The following is a 19,500-nucleotide window of genomic DNA, read 5'->3' as shown; positions in this document are numbered from 1 at the left end:
TCTCGGCATGGCCGGTGAACGCCGGCATCGGGCCCATGCCTGAAATCGCCGGCCTTCACTCGATCCGCATCACCAGCCTGTCGCCCACGCGCAGCAGCGTGCCGTGGGCGATCGCCTGCCCCGAGACCGTCAGCGTGACCCGGCCGTGGCTGGCATGGGCCAGCTCCAGCATCTGCCCCGTCTGCAACTCGCGCAGCGTATCGAGGGACAGCGACAGCCGCCCCACTTCGGCCACCGCGGTCAGCACGATGTTGTCGTCGTCCAGCGGGCTGCCGCGCAGCGTGACGTCCGTCTCTTGTTCCATGCCGGTTTCCTCATTGCATGCGTATTCGATATGCCAGGCGCCGTGCGCAAAGCACGCCAGCGCCAGCGGGCGTTCGGCGACCAGCCAGGCGTGGCCGTGCTCGATCGCCGCGGGGCGCTCGAGCACGACGCCGTCGCCGGGCATCAGCCGGGCGAGTTGCGCGCGGCTCAGGCGTGCCCATCCGGCCGCGAGCGCGACCGGGATCGGCGGGATCACCAGCGGCGGCCGGCGGTCTTCCATCGTTTGTGCCAGTGCGGCGATCCACGATTCGGGCCAGTCCAGCAGGCGCAGGTCGAGCTCGGCATCGGCGCGGCACAGCGTCAGCGTGGGCGCGATCGCACGCACGCAGCTGCCAGGCTCGGCGGCGCAGAAGTGCGGCGCGCCCAGACCGGCCTGGCGGGCATGGTGCTGCAGCGGCGACAGCGTCCACTGGCCCAGCAGGCCGAGCAGATCGGGCGGGATCTGGTGGGAGCGCTGTACCGCCAGCCGCGGCGCCAGCCATTCGCACCAGGCGTCGGCGTCGGCCCAGGCGCGGACACGCTGCCCGTCGATCGACATCGACATCACCACGCCGTCGCCGCCGCAGGGCTTCAGGTCGAGCACGATCGCGCCGGCTTCGGCTTGCGCTTCGGTATCGCTGGTGTCGCTGGTGTCGCCGGTGTCGCCCATGCCGCCGATGCCGTGGCCCCAGCCGTCGCGGTCTGCTGCGTGAACGTCGGTGTGAGCGCCGGCGTGAGCGCCGGCGTGGACATCGGCCAGCGGATCGCCGCCGAACGCATCGAGCCGCCGGATCGGATCCACCAGCGGGTCCATCAGCGGGTCAATCGGCGGATCGGCGGTGCCGAGACGATCCAGCGCCTGCAACGCGTCCAGTCCCTCGCCGCGGGCGCTGCCGCCCGCGCCAATACGCCGCCCGCCGGCTGCGGCACTGGAGCGGCCAGGGCCGATTGCCCGCGCCAGTTCCAGCTCCTGATCGCTCCATTCATCGAGTAGCATCGGCTACCTCCAATCGAATCACTTCACCGGTCTGCCTGGCCACCTCGTCGCTCAACGACGACTTCGCTTCGACCAGGCGCTTGTGCTGCTGCCGGTTCAGCGGCCGCAGCGTGACGACGACCTGCCCCGCATGCAGCGACGCCTGCAGCTCCATGCCGGCCCATGCCCCCTGCGTGAAGCGGACATGCATTGCATTGCCGTTCAGGCGCGTCTGCGTACCCGGCGCAAAGCGGTCGGCTTCGACGTCGCCGGGCGCGGTGGCCTCGGCGCGGCCGGCGTCCTGGCCACCGCAGGCGACCGCTGCAGCCGTTGCCGCCGACTCTGGCCGCGCGCCGCCGAGCATCGACCACCATGCCGGCGGCAGGAACGCTGGCGTCCCAGTGGGCTCCGCTTCCTCGGCGCCCCGCTCCCGGGCTCGCCTGCGCTTGCGCATCGCCGCATCGAACTGCGCCGACTGCTCCGGCTCCACCTTGCGGCGCTCGTCGCGATCGCGGCCGCCCTTGCCCGGGACGCCGCCGACGGGAGACACACTCATCGCTGCTCCTCCATTAGCGCAGCCAGCTTCTCCTGGCCGCGCAGGTTCTCCTTCAGTGCCCGCGCGGTCTGCGCCGCCTGGGCCCGGCAATCGGCGATCTGCTCGGCGAGCTTGCGCAGGGCAGCCTGCAGCTGCTGTTCGCGCTGATAGAACTCGGCGAACTGGCGCTTGAGCTTGTGGAAGTCCCGCGGGTCGACCGCGTGCTCCGTCTGGTTGGCGGCGCGCCACTGGGCGCGCAGATCGGCCTGCTCGGCCTTGTGCGTGTCGGACTGCTGCCGGCACTCGCGCATGTCCGCCTCGATGCGACGGGCGCGATGGCGCAGCACGCCTTCCCGGCAAGTCTTGATGGTGCGCAACTGATCGAGCATCTGCGCGGTGGTGAGCCTGGCCATCACCCCTCCACGACCTGTCGCAGCTGGCGCAGCGTGCCCTGGTAATCGGCGCGTTCGCCGGTGCCCTGGCACAGGAATGCCTCCAGCCCGGCGCGGCGGTCCAACGCATCGTCGGCCTCGGCGTCGTGACCGCGTTCGTATTCGCCGACGCGCACCAGCAGTTCGATTTCCTTGTACTGGGCCAGCAGCCGGCGCGCCTTTCCGGCCCACTGCCGATGTTGCTCGCTGGTGACCTGGTGCATCACGCGACTGATGCTGGCCGGGATATCGATGGCGGGATAGTGGTTCTTTTCCGCCAGCTCGCGGGACAGCACGATATGGCCGTCGAGGATCGAGCGGACCTCGTCGGCGATCGGCTCGGTCATGTCGTCGCCCTCGACCAGCACGGTGTAGATGCCGGTGATGCTGCCGCTGGCGGCGCAGCCCGCCCGCTCCAGCAGGCGCGGCAGGCGCGCGAACACACTGGGCGGGAAGCTGCCGGCGGCCGGCAGTTCGCCGGCGGCCAGCCCGATCTCGCGGCCGGCGCGCGCGAAGCGCGTCAGCGAATCGACCATCAGCAGCACGTTCAAGCCCTGATCGCGAAAGTACTCGGCGATGGTGGTCGCGGTGTAGACCGCCTTCAGGCGTTCCAGCGCCGGCCGGTCCGAGGTGGACACCACCACCACCGAGCGCTCGCGCGCCTCGGCCGTCAAGGTCTGATCGAGAAACTCGCGGACTTCGCGCCCGCGCTCGCCCACCAGCCCGAGTACCACCACGTCGGCCAGGCTGCCGTCGCAGATCATGCCGAGCAGCGTGCTCTTGCCCCCGCCCGCGGCGGCGAAGATGCCGATCCGCTGGCCGCGGCCGCAGGTCAGCATGCCGTCGATCGCCCGCACGCCAAGCGGCAGCACCTGATCGATCAGCGTGCGCGTCAGGGGATCCGGTACCGCCGCCTCCAGCGCGCGCGTTTCGCACGCCGACGGCACCGGCGGGCCGCTCATCCGGCGGCCCAGGCCGTCGACCACCGAGCCGATCAGATGCGGCCCGACCGGAATACGATGCTCGGTGCCGAGCGGGCGCACCAGTGCGCCGCAGCTCATGCCGATCGGCTCGGAGAATGGCGACAGCAGCGCGATCTCGCGTTGCAGGCCGACTACCTCGGCCTGCATATCCGCGCCGATCAGGCAGAGCTCGGCCAGCGCGGCGTCGGGCAGGCTGGCCTTGATCAGCGTGGGTCCGATTTCGACCACCCGGCCGAAGCGCTCCACGCCATCGTCCAGCGCGGGCAGCGTCAGGCGGCCCGCCACCTCGGAGACGATCGCGTCGACGTCAGGCATACGCATCGTCGTACTCCCCGATCATGTCGATATTGCCGAGCACGTGCAGTTGCACATCGTCGCCCAGCTCCTGGTACGACAACACCGGCACGCTGAACAACTCGCGCTCGAGGAACTTGCGCAGGAAGCGGCGCACGTCGATGGCGGTAACGAGCGCACCCTCCATGTCCTCGCGTCCGGCGATGCCGGCCTTGATGCGCGCCACGATGGCCTCGATCTGCTCGCCCTGCAGGGTCGAGTAGGCGCCGGCGGCGGTCTGCCGCACCGAGTCGCGAATCATGTTCTCGATGCCGTCGCCGATCAGCCAGACGTTGATCCGCCCTTCGCCGCGCGTATGCCTTCCGACGATCTGGCGGCGCAGCGCGACGCGGACGTATTCGGTCAGCATCACGGTCTCCTTCTCCTTCGGCGACCACTCGATCAAGGCCTCGAAGATCGTGCGCAGGTCGCGGATCGAGATGCCTTCGGCCACCAGCCGCTGCAATACCTCCGAGACCTTGCTGATCGGCAGCTGGCGCTGCAGCTCCTTGACCAGCTCGCCGTAGCGCGCCTCCATCGCGTCCATCAGGTAGCGGGTTTCCTGCACGCCGATGAATTCGTCGGCGAAGCGGTCCACGGTCAGCGCGGTGGCGTACGACACAACCTGCGATCCGGCGAGCAGCGACAGGCCCGACTGCGCCAGCGAGCCCTGGTGCTCGGGCGCGATCCATTGCAGGGTCAGCCCGCCGAACGGCAGGTTGTCGACGCGCTCGGCGATCGGCATGGCGCCGGTCTGCCGCGCCAGCAGCAACCGCCCTGCCGGCATGGCGACCTTCAGCACCGGCTCGCTGTACAGCAGCACGCTGAAGCTGCCGGCCGGCAACCCGGCCTCGGCGACCAGCTCGATCCTGGGCAGCGCGATGCCGAGCCGCTCGAACTTCTGCCAGCGCAGCGCCTCCAGCGCCTCGGCGAGACCCGGCAGCGCCGCCACATCCTTGGCCATCTTCAGCGACAGCGGCTCCGCGCCCGGCGTCATGCGAGTCTCGCCATCGCCGTCGGTGACCGCACCACCCTGATCCGCCGTATTGGCAGCGACCGATCTGGCGCGGCGGCGCGCATAGAACGCGACCAGTCCCAGCAGCACGCCCAGCGGCATGAAGATCAACGCGGGAAAGCCCGGCACCAGCGCGAACAGCAGCAGCACGCCGGCGGCGATCATCAGCGCGTTCGGCTGGCGCGAGAACTGGTTGACCAAGTCCTGCGCCAGGTTCTCGCGCTTCTCGCCGGGCACGCGCGTCACCACGATGCCGGCGGCGATCGAGATGATCAGCGCCGGGATCTGGGCGATCAGGCCGTCGCCGATCGACAACACCGAGTAGACCGCGAGCGCCTTGCCGACGCCCATATCGTGCTGCATCGTGCCGACCGCGATGCCGCCGACGATGTTGACCAGGATCACGATGATGCCGGCGATGGCATCGCCCTTGACGAACTTCATCGAGCCGTCCATCGCGCCATACAGCTGGCTCTCCTTCTGCACCAGCTGGCGCTGGCGCTTGGCCTCGTTGGCGTCGATCGTGCCGGCGCGCAGGTCGCCGTCGATGCTCATCTGCTTGCCGGGCATCGCGTCGAGAGAGAAGCGCGCACCGACTTCCGCCACGCGCTCCGCGCCCTTGGTGATCACGATGAACTGCACCACCGTGATGATCGAGAACACGATGATGCCGACCGCCAGATTGCCGCCGACGACGAAATTGCCGAAGGCGGTCACGATTTCACCGGCGTCGTGCTGCAGCAGGATCAGGCGGCTGGTGCTGACCGTCAGCGCGAGGCGGAACAGCGTCGTGATCAGCAGCAGCGACGGCAATGCGGACAGATCGAGCGGATCGCGCACATAGATCGCCGTCATCAGCAGCAGCAGCGCGAGGCCCAGGTTGATGGCGATCAGCAGGTCGACCAGGATGGTCGGCAGCGGCAGGATCATCATGAACACCGCCACCATCAGCATGACGGCCAGCACGACGTCCTGCCGGCCGCCGACGGTGGCGAGCCAGGTACTGAGGCGCTTGATCATGGCCGTGCCCCGCGCTGTGCGCTGCGCCGTGTCCCGCGCCGTGCCCCGCGCCGTGCCCGTACGGCGCGACCGAATAAGTCTCCCAGCGCGGCGGCGGTCCGGCAGCCGACGCCGAAGGCTACCGCGTCGAGCACCAGCGCCAGTGCCAACGCGACGATCGCGGTGCTCCAGAGCGGCGCCAGCGGCAACAACAACGCCGCAAGGACGAACCTCATGCTTCCTCCTTCGTGCAGGCTTCCAGCAACCTGCGTTGTGCCCGGACCGTCCGGTACCACAGTTCCGCGCCGCTGCCGGCGGGCATCGCGCCCGATACGAACAGGCAGTCGTCGACCCGGAACACCCGCAGCGGCACACCGGCCATGCACGCGGGCGACCAGCGCGTCAGCAGCGAGCGCAGCGCCGTGTCGGCCACGTAGGGATCGACCGGCCGCATGGTGGACAGCAGCACGCGGCGGTCGCGCACTTCCATGAACACCTGGATCTCGCCGTCGCGTATCTCGACGCGGGGCTCGATCGTGATCGGCTTGACATCCATCAGCCGAAACAGCTTTTCCAGATTGCGCAGCGTTCCAATATCCATCGGTGATCCAGGCACGACCCCGGCGGCGCGAGCCACCGGACGCGCTTGCTGTCCTCATTGCGTGCTATGTCGCCATCGTGCGCGGCAGTCGCGGCACGCGGCATCGGGCGGATACCTGAAGGGGCGTCAGCCCGTGGCGTCGCCCTCGGCAGGGTCCGCGTTCTCGGCACGGTCGTTGAACTCGGCCAGCGCGGCCAGCACCTGCTGCCGGTGGTCGTCGTCGCGAAAACACGGCTCCGGCAACAGCTTGGCCAGCCGGGTCAGGTCCCGGACCAGCTTGAAGCCGCGCTCACGGCCCGGCTGCATGCCGTCGACTTCGCCGCGAATCCAGTCGTGGTAAAGCCAAGGCTGGTCGACCATGCGGATCAGCAGGCGCAAGACCGTATCGGGCTCGATCGGCGGATCGCCCAGTCCTCGCGCGATCCGGCCGCACTGCTCCTCGCATCCGAGGAAGATCAGCAGACGTTTCAGGTCGCGAACCACCGCGGCGAGCTTGATGCCCTCGGCGGCGTCGTCCTCGATGCCGCTCAGTTCGGCCCCGAGCGCACGGATCAGTACCTTGACCTTGCGCCGACGCTCTCCGATGCCGGCCAGCTGGTCCAGGAACGCCGCGATGCCCTGCTGCACGGCGTCCGCGCGCTGATACAGCGACTTCAGTTGCGACATCAGTTCCGGGGTCATCGCACCGAACTCGAGCCAGCCAAGCATGGCGAGCTCCCAGTCCCCGCTGGCGCCGAGCCGCCGCTCCAGCGCCTGCTCCAGACGGGTGCGCTTGCGCCCGGGACGGTGCTGCTCGGCCATCGCGGCGAGCAGCAAGGCCATCGCCGCCGGATGCAATTCGCTGCGTTCGATCGCGGCCAACAGGCTGTCGACGTCGTCGATGTCGCCGAACTGCTGCAGCAACTGTTCGATGCGGGGATCCTTGTTGGCTAGCAGCGACTTGGCCAGCTTGCCGACGAAGGCACGAGCCAGCAGGGCATCGTTGCGGCGATCGCCCCGCAGCAGTGCGTGCAGCTTGGAGGAGTGCACGTTGGTGAGGCCGGCTTCCTGCAGGCGGCGCGACGCGCTCAAGGCGCGCGCCGCGAGGTCCATCGCCGAGCGGGCGGGACTGACCTGCTGAGGCCCGCGGCTCGGTATGCCGCTGCCCTGGCCCGGCAGGATCGCCGGCGCCGGACCGGTCGGAATGACGGTCTTGGGACCTTGTACCTTCGGGCTCATGCTGGCCATCCTGCCGAGTCGGCATCCGGCAGACCAGGATCGCGCCGCGGCGGCGAAAGCCGACCTCTCGCGATGTCGTCCAGATCGGCAATCAGACCGTCCAGATGGTTCGCCAGAGCATCCGGGTCCTGGTCGCGGCGGCTGCGGGGGCCCGCTTCGACTGGATCCGGGTCTTGTTCGCGGCGGCTGCGCTGGCTGCCTCCCATCGCATCCAGGTCGTGTTCGCGCTGTTCACGGCGGGTGCCTTCCAGCGCGTCCGGCTTGGCCTCCGACAGGCTCGCCTCGCTTGGCTCGGCGCCAATGGCGGCCAGCAGCACAGCGAGATGACGGTCAAGATCGATGCGAAGGTGCACGTAGGGGCTGTCGATCAGCGCCTGGCCGGAAGCCAGCGCCGGCTCGGCGCTGATGGCGAATCCCGGCTCCGCCGGCAGTCGCGCCGCCACTGCCGCGACGTCGTCAGGGCACAGCCGCAAGGTGAACGCGCCGTGCGAGGACACCTCGCGCCAACGAGCGGCCACGCGCTGCGCGATCAACGCCGCGCGGTCGGCCTCGCCGGCGAAGGAGATGACCGCGTCGGCGATCACGGTCCGGCAGCGCCATTCCAGCCGCTCGGCAATGGCCGCCTCGAGCTCGCCCTCCCTCACCAGCCAGTGCAGCACGTCGGCGCAGATCGCGTCGTGGGCCGCCCGCGCCGCTGCCTCGGCGCGCTGCTCGCCTTCGGCACGTGCCTCGTCGAGGACCCGCGCCGCTTCAAGCCGGGCCTGGGCGCGGCAGCGCCTGCTGGCGAGCAGCACGGCCGCCGCACGCGAGCGATTGCGGCGAAGCACGGCGGCCGCATCGATGTATTCGTCCAGCGTTGCCGCCGGCACGACGCCGCCCACGGGCAGTTCACCGCGGACAGCGGTGATCGTCAGTCCAAAGGGATTCATAGCAGGCGTTCCAGGCGAAACAGCATCGGCAATGCAAGACCCGGCGGCGGTGTCACCAGTAGTCCGCCCGGAGGCGGCAGGCAGATCGACAGCGCCTGCCAGACGGTGCTGCCGGGCAGCGTCTGCTCCAGCCAAAGTCTGCCGAGTTCCCGCAGCCATTCGACGATCTGTTCGGGCGGGCGGCTCAAGGACGGGCGCTTGCCGTCCGGCACCAGCGCGGCGAGCTGGTCGCAACCGTCGTCACCCAGTACCGCCAGCAATTGCCGCCGATAGTCGCCGAGCAGCAGCAGTTCAGGGGCGCGCGCGGCCACCGCTCCCAGCGCGACGAGCAGCACCGGCAGCCTCGGCTCGAGGGACAGCAAGCGGCGTTGCTCGTCCGACAGCGCGGCAGGCAGCGGCATGGCCGGAAATCCGCGGCGCTGCACGATCAGCGCGTCGAGCGCGCGGCGGCTGCCGGGATGGCGGCGATAGTCGTCTCGCCACGCGTCGAGCCCGAGATAGCCCCACCACCCGCGGTGCATCACCTCGCCCGGTCGCCACGCGAGCGCATGCAAGCGCTGCACCGCCGGGCACAGGCCCTGTTGCGCGCGTGCGCCAGCCTTGGCGGCATCAGACATCGACGCTCCCCTTGCGCCGGGCGATCCAGAGCGACAGTCCCGCCATCGCGCAAAGCGCCAGCACGCCACCGGCCACTGCGGCCGCCGCCTGCGCCGGCTGCGCCTGCAACCACTGCCGCCAACGCGACGGCGGCGCCTCGGCTGCCGGTGCCTGATAGCGATAGTCTGCGGCCTGCATCACCACGCTGATCTGGTCCGACGCGATATCGGGAACGCCATCGCGGATCAGGCTGCGGATCTGCACCTCGTAGTTGGCGAGATTGAACTGCGGCGAATACTTGATGAACACCGCCGCCGACGGTGCGCCCGTCGGCTTGCCGTTCTCATCGACCTTCTGCGCGATCGACACCTTGGCGCCGATGACCCCGTCCATCGCCGAGATCATGCTTTCGAGCTGCTGCTCCTTGAGCAGCTGCATCTTGGCGCGCTCCTGCGTGGGTGATGTCACCAGCTGGTTCGACGGAAACAGGTCTTCCATGCCGAGCCGCTTGTGATGGGGGAAGCCGTTCTGCCGCAGGACCTCCACGGCATTGATGAACTCGCCCTTGTCGACGCGCAGCGTCACCGTGCCGCCCTTCTCCACCACCTTTTCCGCGGGGATATGGCGCAGCATCAGCAGGGCCAGCATCTGGTTCGCCTCGGCCTCGGCGACATTCGAGTACAGCGTCATCTTGCAGCCCGCCATGGTGGCGGCGGCGAGCATGGCCAGGGCGATCGTGCGGAAGCGCTTCATTGCATCGTCGTCAGCTTGTTGATCGATTGCGACAGCGTCCCGGCGATCTTCGCGATCAGGTCGACGCCGTTGCGCATCTCCAGCAGCGCCTGCTGTGTCCGTGTCATGGTGGCCGGATCCAGCGCGGCGTTCGCACCGACGGTCTGCACACGTGCGGAAACCGCGGCCTCCGCCTTGCGCAGGACGTCGGTGGCAATGGCCTCCGGTTTGGGTACGCGGGCGGACATCGCATCCATGAACGCCTGGATGTCGGCTGCCGCAGGCTCCTTGCCCGTGGCGGTGGCCGGCATCTGGCCGGCGACGGTGGTGGGGTCGATAGTCATGATGAAAGTCTTCGATAACTCAGTGGCGCGTCCGGGCCGACGGGGATATCACGCGCGGCGCCGTGGCGGCATCGCGCCTGGCGGCGATCAGCATCGCCAGCAGCAACGCCGGGGAATCGTTGCGCTCGCCCAGGCAGGCACGCGCCTCGACGAGCCGGCCGCTCTGCATGTACAGGTGCGCGCGGCAGATGGCTCGGTCCTGCTCGTCGTCGACCAACAGGTCGAGCGTGTCCAGAAAGACCTCGATCTCCCCGCGCAGGCGCTGATTGGCTGCAGCGAACGCGAGTTCGACCAGCAGGCGCCTGACCTCTCGCGACAAGGGCTGCATGGCTAGATCTTCTGGATGATGCCGGCGATGGTGTCGTGCATCGCCTTGATGATCGAGCTTTGCAGCGCGGTCATGTTGGTAAAGGCGGCCGTCATCTTCTGAGCCTGAATGAAGTCGATGGTCTCGCCCGTGGTCACCGCGCGCTGCAGGGCCTCCGCCATGCTGAAGCTGGCGGAAAAGATCGGCCCGTCCATGCCATCGATCAATGCGTTCAGATTCATGTCGTTCTACTCCTCGTTCGCTGCGTCGTTGATACTCTGGTGGTGCTGCCTGAGCAGCCGGGGACTGGCCTCGTAGCGGCGGCGGAAGCTGACGCTGAAATGCGCGTGGCTGTTGAAGCCGCACTCCTGCGCAATATCGGTGACCTTCATCGAGGTGAGCAGCAGCAGTTCGCGTGCCCGCTGCAGCCGGCGCTCCAGCAGCCAGTTCTTGGCCGACACGCCGAACTTCTCGTAGAACATCACGTTCAGCTTGCGCACCGGGATGCCGAGCGCCTTGGCGTACTGCGTGACCGGCCACGCGCTCATGCTGTTCTCCTCGATGAACTCGAAGAAGTCGCGGCTGCTGTCGATCAAGTGGTGCAGCAGCCGGGAGAAGTACTCCGGCTCGGTTCCCATGCAGTAGACATAGGCGAAGCGGAGCATCGCGCGCGGCTCGGCGGAACCGAGATGCCGAATCACGTTGATCGTTTCCTCCGGCACCGTGATCCGCTTGACGGGTTCGCGCCAGAATTGCGTGCCCCGTCGGTAGCGGCTCGCGAGCTCATGCAGTTCGCGGTAGATATCCTGGAAGTCCCCCGAATGGAAGACATAGGTATCGATGCCGTCGCGCGCCGGAATCGCCGTCGCATTGCCGTTGGTAAAGACCAGGCTGCATGCCGGCACTTCGTGCGTCTCGCCGTTGCACTCGATCCGGCCGGACCGGCTGAAGATCATTAGCTTGACTGCCCCCATCTTTCCCTCGAACACTCGTGCTCAGTGGCTGCATCATTCCATCGCCGGACCCGGCTACCGATCCGGTGATGACCTGAAAGACGTCGCTGTCCGGCGTCGTGAGCGATCGGTTCGATGCGTTCGATTCGATGCGTTGTACGGCGCCGGACAGCGCATCGATATCAAACCATTTATCGAATGAACTTTGAGAATTTGAGGGTCTACTCGAATCGTTTAGAGAAAGTCTTGATCGATTTCTTATAACTTCTTTCTCGCAACCCGAAATGTGAGACGCGTACGGCGGTTTGCGTGCGCGAACGCACGGTCGAAGACCTTGCGATCGCGGGTGCGGACAGCGCCAATATGCGATCACGCGCTTTGCGTTTCGACTTGATGTTGGAAAGATGCTGGATACGATGCCGGCAAAAAAAATCCGCCTGTGGCAGGCGGACAAAGCAGAGGCGGGGAGGCCGGGAACGAGTCCGACCGGCGCGAAGTGTCACCCTCCATCGCTGTGGGCACATCAGAAAATCACGCCGTATTTTTGATCTTCGACAGCGCGATCGCACGCCGAGATTCGGCCACGCCACGGCCGACAGCATCGGCGGCACCCCGATGGGGACAAGCGCCACTTCCCTCGCCGATTCCCCGGCGGTATAAGTGAAGCCGCAGCGCGCGACGTTGCGCCGCCGACGTTTCGCCGACGTTGCCCATGCACCGCGGAGCGGCACCGTGTCGATGTCGCTCCTGCTTATCTTTTACATCGCGTATCGAGCGGAAATCATGCGCATTCTCCTGATCGAGGACGACCTGCAGATCGGCACCAGCCTGATGCGCGCGCTGAAGGAAAACATGCAGTGCAGCGTCGACTGGGTGCGCGACGGCGTCGCGGGCCAGCACGCGATCGAGCAAGGCTCCTACGCCATCATCCTGCTCGACCTCGGCCTGCCGCGCATGGGTGGTCTCGATCTGCTGCAGCGGCTGCGGGCGCAGGGAAATCAGACTCCGCTGCTGATCCTGACAGCCCATGACGACCTGGACACGCGCGTGCAGGGGCTCGACGCCGGCGCCGACGATTTCGTTCTGAAGCCCTTCGAGGTTCCCGAGCTGCTGGCGCGCATGCGCGCCGTGCTCCGGCGCAAGGCCGGCTACGCGACCTCCAGCCTCGGCGACGACACCATCCGGCTCAATCTCGATACGCGCACCCTGACGGTGGACGGCCATACGGAAACGCTGTCGGCACGCGAGTTCGCGTTGATGCTGGCGCTGCTCGAACGGCCGGGCACGATCCTGTCGCGCAGTCAGCTCGAGCAAAAGATTTATGGCTGGGGCCAGGAAGTCGAAAGCAATGCGGTCGACGTGCTGATCTACTCGGTGCGCAAGAAATTCGGCGCATCGGCCATTCGCAACGTGCGTGGACTCGGCTGGACCGTTCTGCTGGGCGGCGACAAGGTCAAGCGGGATGCGGGACCGGCCGCGCCGCAATCCGGCACGCGGGATCACGGCACCGGCAGCGGTCCCGAGATCGATCCCGAGAGTGATCCCAAGCGCGATCCCGCGAGCGACGCACCGAACGACCTGCCCAACGACCTGCCGAACGGCCCATCGAACGACCCGCCGAACGATCCACCAAGCTGAATCCCGCGGCCGGCAGTCCGGCGCGTACCTGGCCAGATACCATGCCCGCCCACACCGCCCTGCACCGCAACTCGCCCCCGGCGCCGCACGCCGCGCCATCGCGCAACCGTTCGCTGAGCCTGATGCTGAGCCTGGCGCTCAGCGCGGTGATCGCGGTCTTCGCCCTGCTGCATACGACGTGGACGTACGTGCTGGCCACCTCCGAGATCCATGAACTGCTCGACCGCCGCCTGCAGGAAGTCGCGGCGCGCGTCAGCGACGACATGACGCGGGCGATCGACCCGCTGTACCTGTATCGCGACGCATCCGATGGCATCGTGATCCAGATCTGGCTCGGCGCGCCGAAGCGGACCCTTCATCCGGACAGCGACCGGATCGCCATCGGCCGCGAGGCCCCGCCGGGACTCTCGACGCAGACGGTCGACCAGGAACGGTGGCGGGTGTACTCGGAGCACGGGCCGAACTGGACCATCAACGTTGCGCAGCGCGAAGCCTCGCGCAAGCGCATTGCGAAAGACGCGGCGATCGCCAGCGCGACGCCGGCGCTGGTGATGATGCCGCTGGCGTGGCTGGCGATCTTCGTGACGGTCAGGCGCGCCCTGCGGCGGGTCGGCGCGCTGGGCGAGCGTGCGGCGCGGCTCGACATCGGCCGCCTGGAGGCGCTGCCGACCGACAAGGTGCCGCGCGAGCTGCTGCCGCTGGTCCAGTCGATCAATCTGATGATCACGCGGCTGTCGCAGTCGCTGCGCGTCGAAAAGAAGTTCATCGCCGATGCCGCACACGAGCTGCGCAGTCCGCTGACTTCGCTGCAGATCCAGGCCGACAACCTCGGCCGTACGCTGTCGGACCCGGACAGCCTGCGCGAGTACAACGCGCTGCAGCAGGTGATCGCACGCAGCACGCGCATGGTCTCCCAGCTGCTGCGGCTGGCACGGGCGGACGCCCCGCTCGAGCGCGCCTCGTCGCAGCCGGTGGCCATTCGCGATGTGGTGCCCGACGTCATCGAGATGCACCTGCCCCGCGCGGCCGCACACGGCATCGACCTCGGCGTCGAGCAACTGGAGGACCTGCAGGTGCGCGCCAACCTCGCCGATGTGCGCACGGCACTGAGCAACCTGGTCGACAACGCCCTCAAGTACACGCCCGACGGCGGCACCGTCGACCTGCGCGCCTATCGCGAGCAAGGGCTGGGCTGCATCGAAGTGCGCGACACCGGCAACGGGGTCGCGCCCGAGGCGTTGCCGCGCGTGTTCGACCGCTTCTTTCGCGCCGACGTCCACGGCACGGAGGGCAGCGGTCTTGGGCTGGCGATCGTCAAGGCGATCGCCGAGCGATACGGCGGCGATGCCAGCATCGACAACCGGGGCGACGCGCCGTCCGGTGTCATCGCGCGCGTGCGGTTTCCGCTGGCGCACCGGTGACGGTGCTGGCGTGCCGCCGCGGGGTTAGCGCGGCACGGATATCGCCACAGAGTTATCCCCGCTGAGTTATCGCCGCTGAGTTATCGCCGCTTAGTTATCGCCGCTGAGTTTTCGCCGCTGAGCTTTCGCTGCCGGGTTATCGCTGCACGGATATCGCCGCTGGGCTATGGCTTCGTTCGCTCGGCCACACGCGACAGGATCTCGTAACCGATCGTCACCCGCTGATCGACCGGATACGCCTTGTTGGCCAACAGCACGATGCCGATCCGCTTGTCCGGCACGAACGCGACATAGGCCGAGTAGCCGTTGGTCGAGCCGGTCTTGTGCAGATACGCCGGCTGCCGCGATTGCGCCGCGACGTCGATTGGGTTCGCGGCCTCGGCGCGCAGGATCGCCGCATTGCCGGCCAGCAGCTGCTGCAAGGTCGCGGGATAGCGATACTGTTCCCATATCAGGTCCTGCGTGATGGGCCCCGCGCGAAAGCGCGGCACATGGGTGCGCGCGATCGCCTGGCGCAGCGTATCGTCGATGCGGGCCCCCGGCATATTGGCTTCGATAAAGGCCAGCAGATCGCCGGACGATGAGCGGATGCCATAGGCCGGCTCCCACAGATACCCTTCCTTCATCCGGATCGGCGCATCCGTTGCGGTATAGCCCTGCGCATAGTCAGCCTGCCTGTCGGCGGGCACCCTGAAGTGGCTGTGCTTCATGCCGAGCGGCTCGAACACGATCGTGCGGATCAGCTCGCTGTACGGCCCGCCGAGACGGTTCGCCGCAATCGCGCCGAGCAGGCCGATGCCATTGTTCGAGTAAACGCGATGCGTGCCGACCGGATACGTCGGGCGCCATGCCGACAGGTATTCGACCATGCCGCTCTCGCTGTCGATCCGCTCCGGCACCGCGAGCGGCAAGCCCGAGGTATGCGTCCCGAGATGGAGCAGCGTGACCTTGTCGAAGATGCCACCTCGCAGTGCGGGCAGATGACGGCTGACCGGATCCTGCAGCGACAGCTTGCCGCTCGCCTCGGCGTAGGCCGCCAGCGTGGCGGCAAAGGTCTTGCTGACCGAGCCGATCTCGAACAGGGTTTCCTTCGTCACCGGCCGGCCGCCCTGCCTCGCGGTCTGCCCATAGTTGAAGAAATAGCGTTTGCCGTCGACGGTCACGCCAACCGCCATGCCCGGAAGCCGATGCTGCTCGATCACCGGCTTGACGGCGGCGTCGACGATCGCTGCCATCCTGAACGCATCGTCGTCATCGGCGGCGTAGGCGTTGGTCGTGGCGCCAGGCACGGCAAGCAGGCAGACGAGCGGGAAGGCAAGCAGTGAGAACAGAGGCGTCGATGGTTTCATGGCTATGCGGGGCGGGATGCGCGATGCCGGCTGCGCGCTGCGGAATTCGGGTTGCCGGCAGAATGGCATCGCATCAATCGGTATGGCGGCAGTGTAGGGAATGCCGGCAGCACCGTGTCGAGCCGCGCTGTAACGGCTGTCACCTGAGGAGGCCGTCGCATGGGAGTGCGCGGGAATCGGCGGCGATGGCGCGGCGATGCATGCTCCATCAGCGCAAAACGCGAGGCAAGGACCGGCTGCAAAGTCGGGCGCAAAGAGGGAGCGCCAAGACCGAGCGCAAAGCGCGGAGGCAAAGAAAAAGGGCTTCCAGTGATGGAAGCCCTTCGTATAGGTGGCGCGGCTGGCAGGATTCGAACCCACGACCCCTTGGTTCGTAGCCAAGTACTCTATCCAACTGAGCTACAGCCGCACGCGAGGGCGCAATTGTATCGCAGTGGCGTGGGAACGCAAGCATTTTTTGCGGGCCGATGCTTGGGCTCGCTGTCACCACCAGCAGCCACCAGCAGCCACCACCAGCCACCACCAGCCACCACCAGCCACCACCAGCCACCACCAGCAGCCACCAGCAGCCACCAGCAGCCACCACCAGCAGTCACTACCAGCAATCACTACCAGAGTCACCACCAGCGGCCACTGCCGGCAGTCACCACCCGCAGCGACCACCAGCAGCCCCTGCCGGCAGCCACCATCGGCAGTCGCCGCCGGTAGTCACGACCCGCAGTCGTCACCGGGAGGCGGCACCGATCGTCACCACCGATAGCGCGCCCCGATGATGCCGCCCGCATTGCGGCCGGTCTTGATCTTGACCCAGATCTTGACGCCGCCGCGCGTGCTGCCGTGCGCGCCGATATTGAACGAGAACAGGCCGCGCAGCAGATCGGTGTCGATGCGGGTGCCGTTGATGTTGATGGTCTTGCGGCTGCTGTCCTGCCACAGGTCGGCCTCGACGAAGGGATAGACGCCGGCCAGGCGGGTCGGCTGCGCGCCGTAGAGCCGCACCGCGAGGCCGGTCGCCCGGTCGTCCGCCGGCATCGCCGCCAGCGCGGGGTTGGGCAGGCCATCGTCACGCGGCTGATAGGCGAGCTGCACGCGGGGCTGGATCGTGACCCCGCTGCGCGGCAACACCGCGTCGAGCGCCAGCGACAGCGTGCGCACGCGCGTATCGACGAAACCGCTGGCGGAGGCGGCATCGTCGGCGTGCAGCAGCCATGCGGGCCGACGCGCGCCATCGCGTGCGTCGGCAGCGAGGGCCGCGCGAATCGCGGCCTCGGATTCCGCTGCCATTTGTGTCAGCGCGGATCGTGGGGTCGAAGACGACGGAGATGCGGCGGCCGACGATGGCGGCAATGCTGAAGGCGACGATGGCGGCGATGCGGAGGCCGACGATGGCGGCGCTGCGGAGGCCGAAGATGGCGGCGCTGCGGAGGCCGAAGATGACGGCAGCGAGGCCAACAGTACTGGCGCGGCCGACGGCGTCGATGATTCAGGAAGGGATGGCGGTGGCGCCGATGCGTCCGCCGCCGAGTGCACGGGCCGGAAGGGATCGGACCGTGCCGATGTCGAAGCCGGATCCAGCGCGGCCAACAACGCGGCGGCCTCTTCCTCGCCCAATGGCTGCCATCCGAGTACGGCATCGCTGCCGGGTGGCCCGCTCTCGGCCTGGGCCATTGCGGTCAGGAAGATGGCGACACAGGAGCCGTAGCGCCATCGGTGACAGCGGCAGGTCCTTCGATGGTTGGTGCCCACGCAAGCCCGGCCAGCGGCAACGCCGGTCTTCCTCTCTCTCGACAACAAGACCATGTCCATGGCGACCACCTTCGGGCTGATGTCAGCGTGCCCGATTTGATCTGAGCATAGGTCAAAGGCAACGCAACCGTTAGGGGCGTCAACCCGATGAAGGCCGTCCCGCGCGCGCTCCGGCAGCGGCCGCGCGCGAACACTGAAACGGCGCGCCGCGATATGGAATCAGCGGGAATCCGCAGGGATTGGCGGGACCCGGCAGCGAGACGGCAGGTCATTGCAGAGGGAATGGTGACAGCGCGGGCGGTGACGTGGCAGGAAAGCGCACGAGGGAACCACACCCGGTAGTCGCGCCGGCAAGACGCGGGACGAATGCGGACGAAACGCGGACGAAACGCGGACGAAAAAAAAGAAGGCCGTTGCGATTTGCAACGGCCTTCTCTTCAGGATTTTGGTGCCCAGGAGAGGACTCGAACCTCCACAGTGTTGCCACCGCTAGGACCTGAACCTAGTGCGTCTACCAATTCCGCCACCTGGGCTTCGTTCGCCGCTTCCGTGTCTTGCGTCACGTTTGCTGCGATGCGAAGACCGCAATTATGCAGATCCGATCGAGGGTCGTCAACACCCTCGCACAAAAAATATTTACCTCGATGCCGCAGACCGCTCCGTGGCCGTGCCGCCCACTCGGAAGTCGACCCGCTCCGGCCTGCCGGGCAGGCGCAGCGCGGCCGTGGCCGGCGGCGTGCTGGCGATGACCTTGCCCGCACGCAGCACCAGCAGCCGGGTCGCGCGCAGGCGCAGCGCCTCGACCGGATCGGCGGCCTGCAGCAGCACCAGGTCGGCGCGGCAACCGGGCGCGATGCCGTAGCCGGTCAAACCCAGGATTCTTGCCGGGGTCTCGGTGACCGCGTCGAAGCAGGCGCGCATCCCCTGCTGCCCGGTCATCTGCGCGACATGCAGGCCCATATGGGCGACCTCGAGCATGTCGCCCGAGCCAAGCCCATACCAGGGGTCCATCACGCAGTCGTGGCCGAACGCCACCGGCACGCCGGCGGCCAGCAGCTCCGGCACGCGCGTCATGCCGCGCCGCTTCGGATAGCTGTCGTGCCGGCCCTGCAGCGTGATGTTGATCAGCGGGTTGGCGATCGCGGCCATGCCCGCCTCGCGCATCAGCGGCAGCAGCTTGGACACGTAGTAGTTGTCCATCGAATGCATCGACGTCAGATGCGAGCCGGCCACCCTGCCCTGCAGGCCCAGCCGCACCGTTTCGGCGGCCAGCGTCTCGACGTGGCGCGACATCGGGTCATCGGTCTCGTCGCAATGCATGTCGACGGGCAGTCCGCGCTCGGCGGCCAGCTCGCACAGCAGCCGCACGGACGCCGCGCCTTCCGCCATGGTCCGCTCGAAATGCGGAATGCCGCCGACCACCTGCACGCCCATGTCGAGCGCGCGCTTCAGGTTGTCGAGGGCACCGGGGCTGCGCAGCACGCCGTCCTGCGGAAAGGCCACCAGTTGCAGGTCGAGATAGGGCCTGACTTGCTCGCGCACGTGCAGCAGCGCCTCGACCGCCAGCAACCGCGGGTCGCAGACGTCGACATGCGAGCGGATAGCCAGCAGGCCGCGTGCCACCGCCCAGTCGCAATACGCGAGCGCACGCTCGACCAGCGCCTGCTGCGTCAGCTGTGGCTTCAGTTCGCCCCACAGTGCGATGCCTTCGAGCAAGGTGCCGGACTGGTTCACGCGCGGCAGCCCGTACGACAGCGTCGAGTCCATATGGAAATGCGCGTCGACGAACGGCGGCGATACGAGCTGGCCTGCCGCATCGATCTGCTCGGCCGCCTGCGCCGGCAGCGCCGGCTCGACGGCAACGATGCGGCCGTCGGCAATACCGATGTCGATGCCGGTGCGGCCATCGGGCAGATTGCAGTCGCGAACGATCAGATCGAGCATGTGGGTCTCCGGGCTGTTGCCGACGTGCTTACGGCTTACGGCTTACGGCAAGGGATCGGCATTGCCCTGGCAGGCGCTGCGCCGCTGCGGGCCTCGTTCGCGGGCAACCGGCGGCGCGCCCGCCGTCGCCGTGCCGCGCGCACGCC

General features: G+C 67.8%; 20 protein-coding genes, 2 tRNA genes and 1 pseudogene. 2 read left to right on the top strand and 21 right to left on the bottom strand.

Annotated elements, in window-relative coordinates; genetic code table 11:
• Window positions 1-55: 55 nt before the first annotated feature.
• The 15 genes from sctQ to F1599_RS16095 form a co-directional block, all read right to left on the bottom strand.
• Window positions 56-1,300 carry a type III secretion system cytoplasmic ring protein SctQ gene (gene sctQ / locus F1599_RS16165; RefSeq protein WP_150083753.1) on the bottom strand — a complete coding sequence of 415 codons (1,245 nt, stop codon included), beginning with the start codon at window positions 1,298-1,300 and terminating at the stop codon, window positions 56-58.
• The gene (locus tag F1599_RS16160) at window positions 1,287-1,835 is read right to left on the bottom strand and encodes a hypothetical protein (RefSeq protein ID WP_150083752.1); all 549 of its coding nucleotides are present in this window, start codon (window positions 1,833-1,835) and stop codon (window positions 1,287-1,289) included. Before F1599_RS16160 ends, sctQ begins: the two co-directional genes overlap by 14 nt.
• The gene (locus F1599_RS16155; RefSeq protein ID WP_150083751.1) at window positions 1,832-2,227 is read right to left on the bottom strand and encodes a hypothetical protein; all 396 of its coding nucleotides are present in this window, start codon (window positions 2,225-2,227) and stop codon (window positions 1,832-1,834) included. The genes F1599_RS16160 and F1599_RS16155 overlap by 4 nt, the downstream gene beginning before the upstream one ends.
• The gene (locus F1599_RS16150) at window positions 2,227-3,549 is read right to left on the bottom strand and encodes an EscN/YscN/HrcN family type III secretion system ATPase (protein ID WP_223819684.1); all 1,323 of its coding nucleotides are present in this window, start codon (window positions 3,547-3,549) and stop codon (window positions 2,227-2,229) included. The genes F1599_RS16155 and F1599_RS16150 overlap by 1 nt, the downstream gene beginning before the upstream one ends.
• Complete coding sequence (locus F1599_RS16145; RefSeq protein ID WP_190286378.1) at window positions 3,536-5,596, bottom strand: EscV/YscV/HrcV family type III secretion system export apparatus protein; 2,061 nt, start codon at window positions 5,594-5,596, stop codon at window positions 3,536-3,538. Before F1599_RS16145 ends, F1599_RS16150 begins: the two co-directional genes overlap by 14 nt.
• The gene (locus F1599_RS16140; RefSeq protein ID WP_150083750.1) at window positions 5,593-5,811 is read right to left on the bottom strand and encodes a hypothetical protein; all 219 of its coding nucleotides are present in this window, start codon (window positions 5,809-5,811) and stop codon (window positions 5,593-5,595) included. Before F1599_RS16140 ends, F1599_RS16145 begins: the two co-directional genes overlap by 4 nt.
• The gene (locus tag F1599_RS16135; RefSeq protein WP_149316183.1) at window positions 5,808-6,176 is read right to left on the bottom strand and encodes a hypothetical protein; all 369 of its coding nucleotides are present in this window, start codon (window positions 6,174-6,176) and stop codon (window positions 5,808-5,810) included. The genes F1599_RS16140 and F1599_RS16135 overlap by 4 nt, the downstream gene beginning before the upstream one ends.
• Window positions 6,177-6,302: 126 nt before the next feature.
• Entirely contained in the window at window positions 6,303-7,394 is a 1,092-nt protein-coding gene (locus tag F1599_RS16130) for a TyeA family type III secretion system gatekeeper subunit (RefSeq protein WP_190286377.1), read from the bottom strand.
• Window positions 7,391-8,323 (bottom strand): hypothetical protein, encoded by a 933-nt coding sequence (locus F1599_RS16125; protein ID WP_150083748.1) that lies wholly within the window; start codon window positions 8,321-8,323, stop codon window positions 7,391-7,393. The genes F1599_RS16130 and F1599_RS16125 overlap by 4 nt, the downstream gene beginning before the upstream one ends.
• A complete protein-coding gene (locus F1599_RS16120) occupies window positions 8,320-8,940 on the bottom strand; it encodes a type III secretion system domain-containing protein (protein ID WP_149316186.1) in 621 nt (206 codons plus the stop codon). Before F1599_RS16120 ends, F1599_RS16125 begins: the two co-directional genes overlap by 4 nt.
• On the bottom strand, window positions 8,933-9,673 hold the full coding sequence (sctJ, locus tag F1599_RS16115) for a type III secretion system inner membrane ring lipoprotein SctJ (RefSeq protein WP_149316187.1): 741 nt from the start codon (window positions 9,671-9,673) through the stop codon (window positions 8,933-8,935). Before sctJ ends, F1599_RS16120 begins: the two co-directional genes overlap by 8 nt.
• The gene (gene sctI / locus F1599_RS16110; protein WP_149316188.1) at window positions 9,670-9,996 is read right to left on the bottom strand and encodes a type III secretion system inner rod subunit SctI; all 327 of its coding nucleotides are present in this window, start codon (window positions 9,994-9,996) and stop codon (window positions 9,670-9,672) included. Before sctI ends, sctJ begins: the two co-directional genes overlap by 4 nt.
• 19 nt (window positions 9,997-10,015) lie before the next feature.
• Window positions 10,016-10,324, bottom strand: a complete 309-nt coding sequence (locus F1599_RS16105; protein WP_150083747.1) for a DUF1039 domain-containing protein — start codon at window positions 10,322-10,324, stop codon at window positions 10,016-10,018.
• A gap of 2 nt (window positions 10,325-10,326) precedes the next feature.
• Window positions 10,327-10,545 (bottom strand): EscF/YscF/HrpA family type III secretion system needle major subunit, encoded by a 219-nt coding sequence (locus F1599_RS16100; RefSeq protein ID WP_150083746.1) that lies wholly within the window; start codon window positions 10,543-10,545, stop codon window positions 10,327-10,329.
• A gap of 6 nt (window positions 10,546-10,551) precedes the next feature.
• Window positions 10,552-11,259 carry a helix-turn-helix transcriptional regulator gene (locus F1599_RS16095; RefSeq protein ID WP_190286376.1) on the bottom strand — a complete coding sequence of 236 codons (708 nt, stop codon included), beginning with the start codon at window positions 11,257-11,259 and terminating at the stop codon, window positions 10,552-10,554.
• Window positions 11,260-12,039: 780 nt separating this feature from the next.
• Here F1599_RS16095 and F1599_RS16090 point away from each other — a divergent pair.
• Window positions 12,040-12,699: pseudogene (locus F1599_RS16090) on the top strand (response regulator transcription factor); the annotation flags it as partial.
• Between the two features lie 236 nt (window positions 12,700-12,935).
• On the top strand, window positions 12,936-14,315 hold the full coding sequence (locus F1599_RS16085) for a sensor histidine kinase (protein ID WP_150083745.1): 1,380 nt from the start codon (window positions 12,936-12,938) through the stop codon (window positions 14,313-14,315).
• A gap of 164 nt (window positions 14,316-14,479) precedes the next feature.
• Here the strand turns inward: F1599_RS16085 and ampC are convergent, their stop codons facing one another.
• From ampC to F1599_RS16060, 6 genes are all read right to left on the bottom strand, one after another.
• A complete protein-coding gene (gene ampC / locus F1599_RS16080) occupies window positions 14,480-15,664 on the bottom strand; it encodes a class C beta-lactamase (RefSeq protein WP_150083968.1) in 1,185 nt (394 codons plus the stop codon).
• Between the two features lie 332 nt (window positions 15,665-15,996).
• A tRNA-Arg gene (locus F1599_RS16075) sits at window positions 15,997-16,073 on the bottom strand.
• A 74-nt stretch (window positions 16,074-16,147) separates the two neighbouring features.
• Entirely contained in the window at window positions 16,148-16,288 is a 141-nt protein-coding gene (locus tag F1599_RS25915; RefSeq protein WP_190286375.1) for a hypothetical protein, read from the bottom strand.
• A gap of 123 nt (window positions 16,289-16,411) precedes the next feature.
• Window positions 16,412-16,948, bottom strand: a complete 537-nt coding sequence (locus F1599_RS16070) for a hypothetical protein (RefSeq protein WP_150083744.1) — start codon at window positions 16,946-16,948, stop codon at window positions 16,412-16,414.
• Between the two features lie 908 nt (window positions 16,949-17,856).
• A tRNA-Leu gene (locus F1599_RS16065) sits at window positions 17,857-17,943 on the bottom strand.
• A gap of 103 nt (window positions 17,944-18,046) precedes the next feature.
• Window positions 18,047-19,354 (bottom strand): amidohydrolase family protein, encoded by a 1,308-nt coding sequence (locus F1599_RS16060; RefSeq protein WP_150083743.1) that lies wholly within the window; start codon window positions 19,352-19,354, stop codon window positions 18,047-18,049.
• Window positions 19,355-19,500 lie beyond the last annotated feature (146 nt).

This window comes from Cupriavidus cauae, assembly GCF_008632125.1.
Classification (GTDB): domain Bacteria; phylum Pseudomonadota; class Gammaproteobacteria; order Burkholderiales; family Burkholderiaceae; genus Cupriavidus; species Cupriavidus cauae.
The sequence above is the reverse complement of the archived record's forward strand: the minus strand, read 5'-3'. Positions and strand labels throughout refer to the sequence as shown.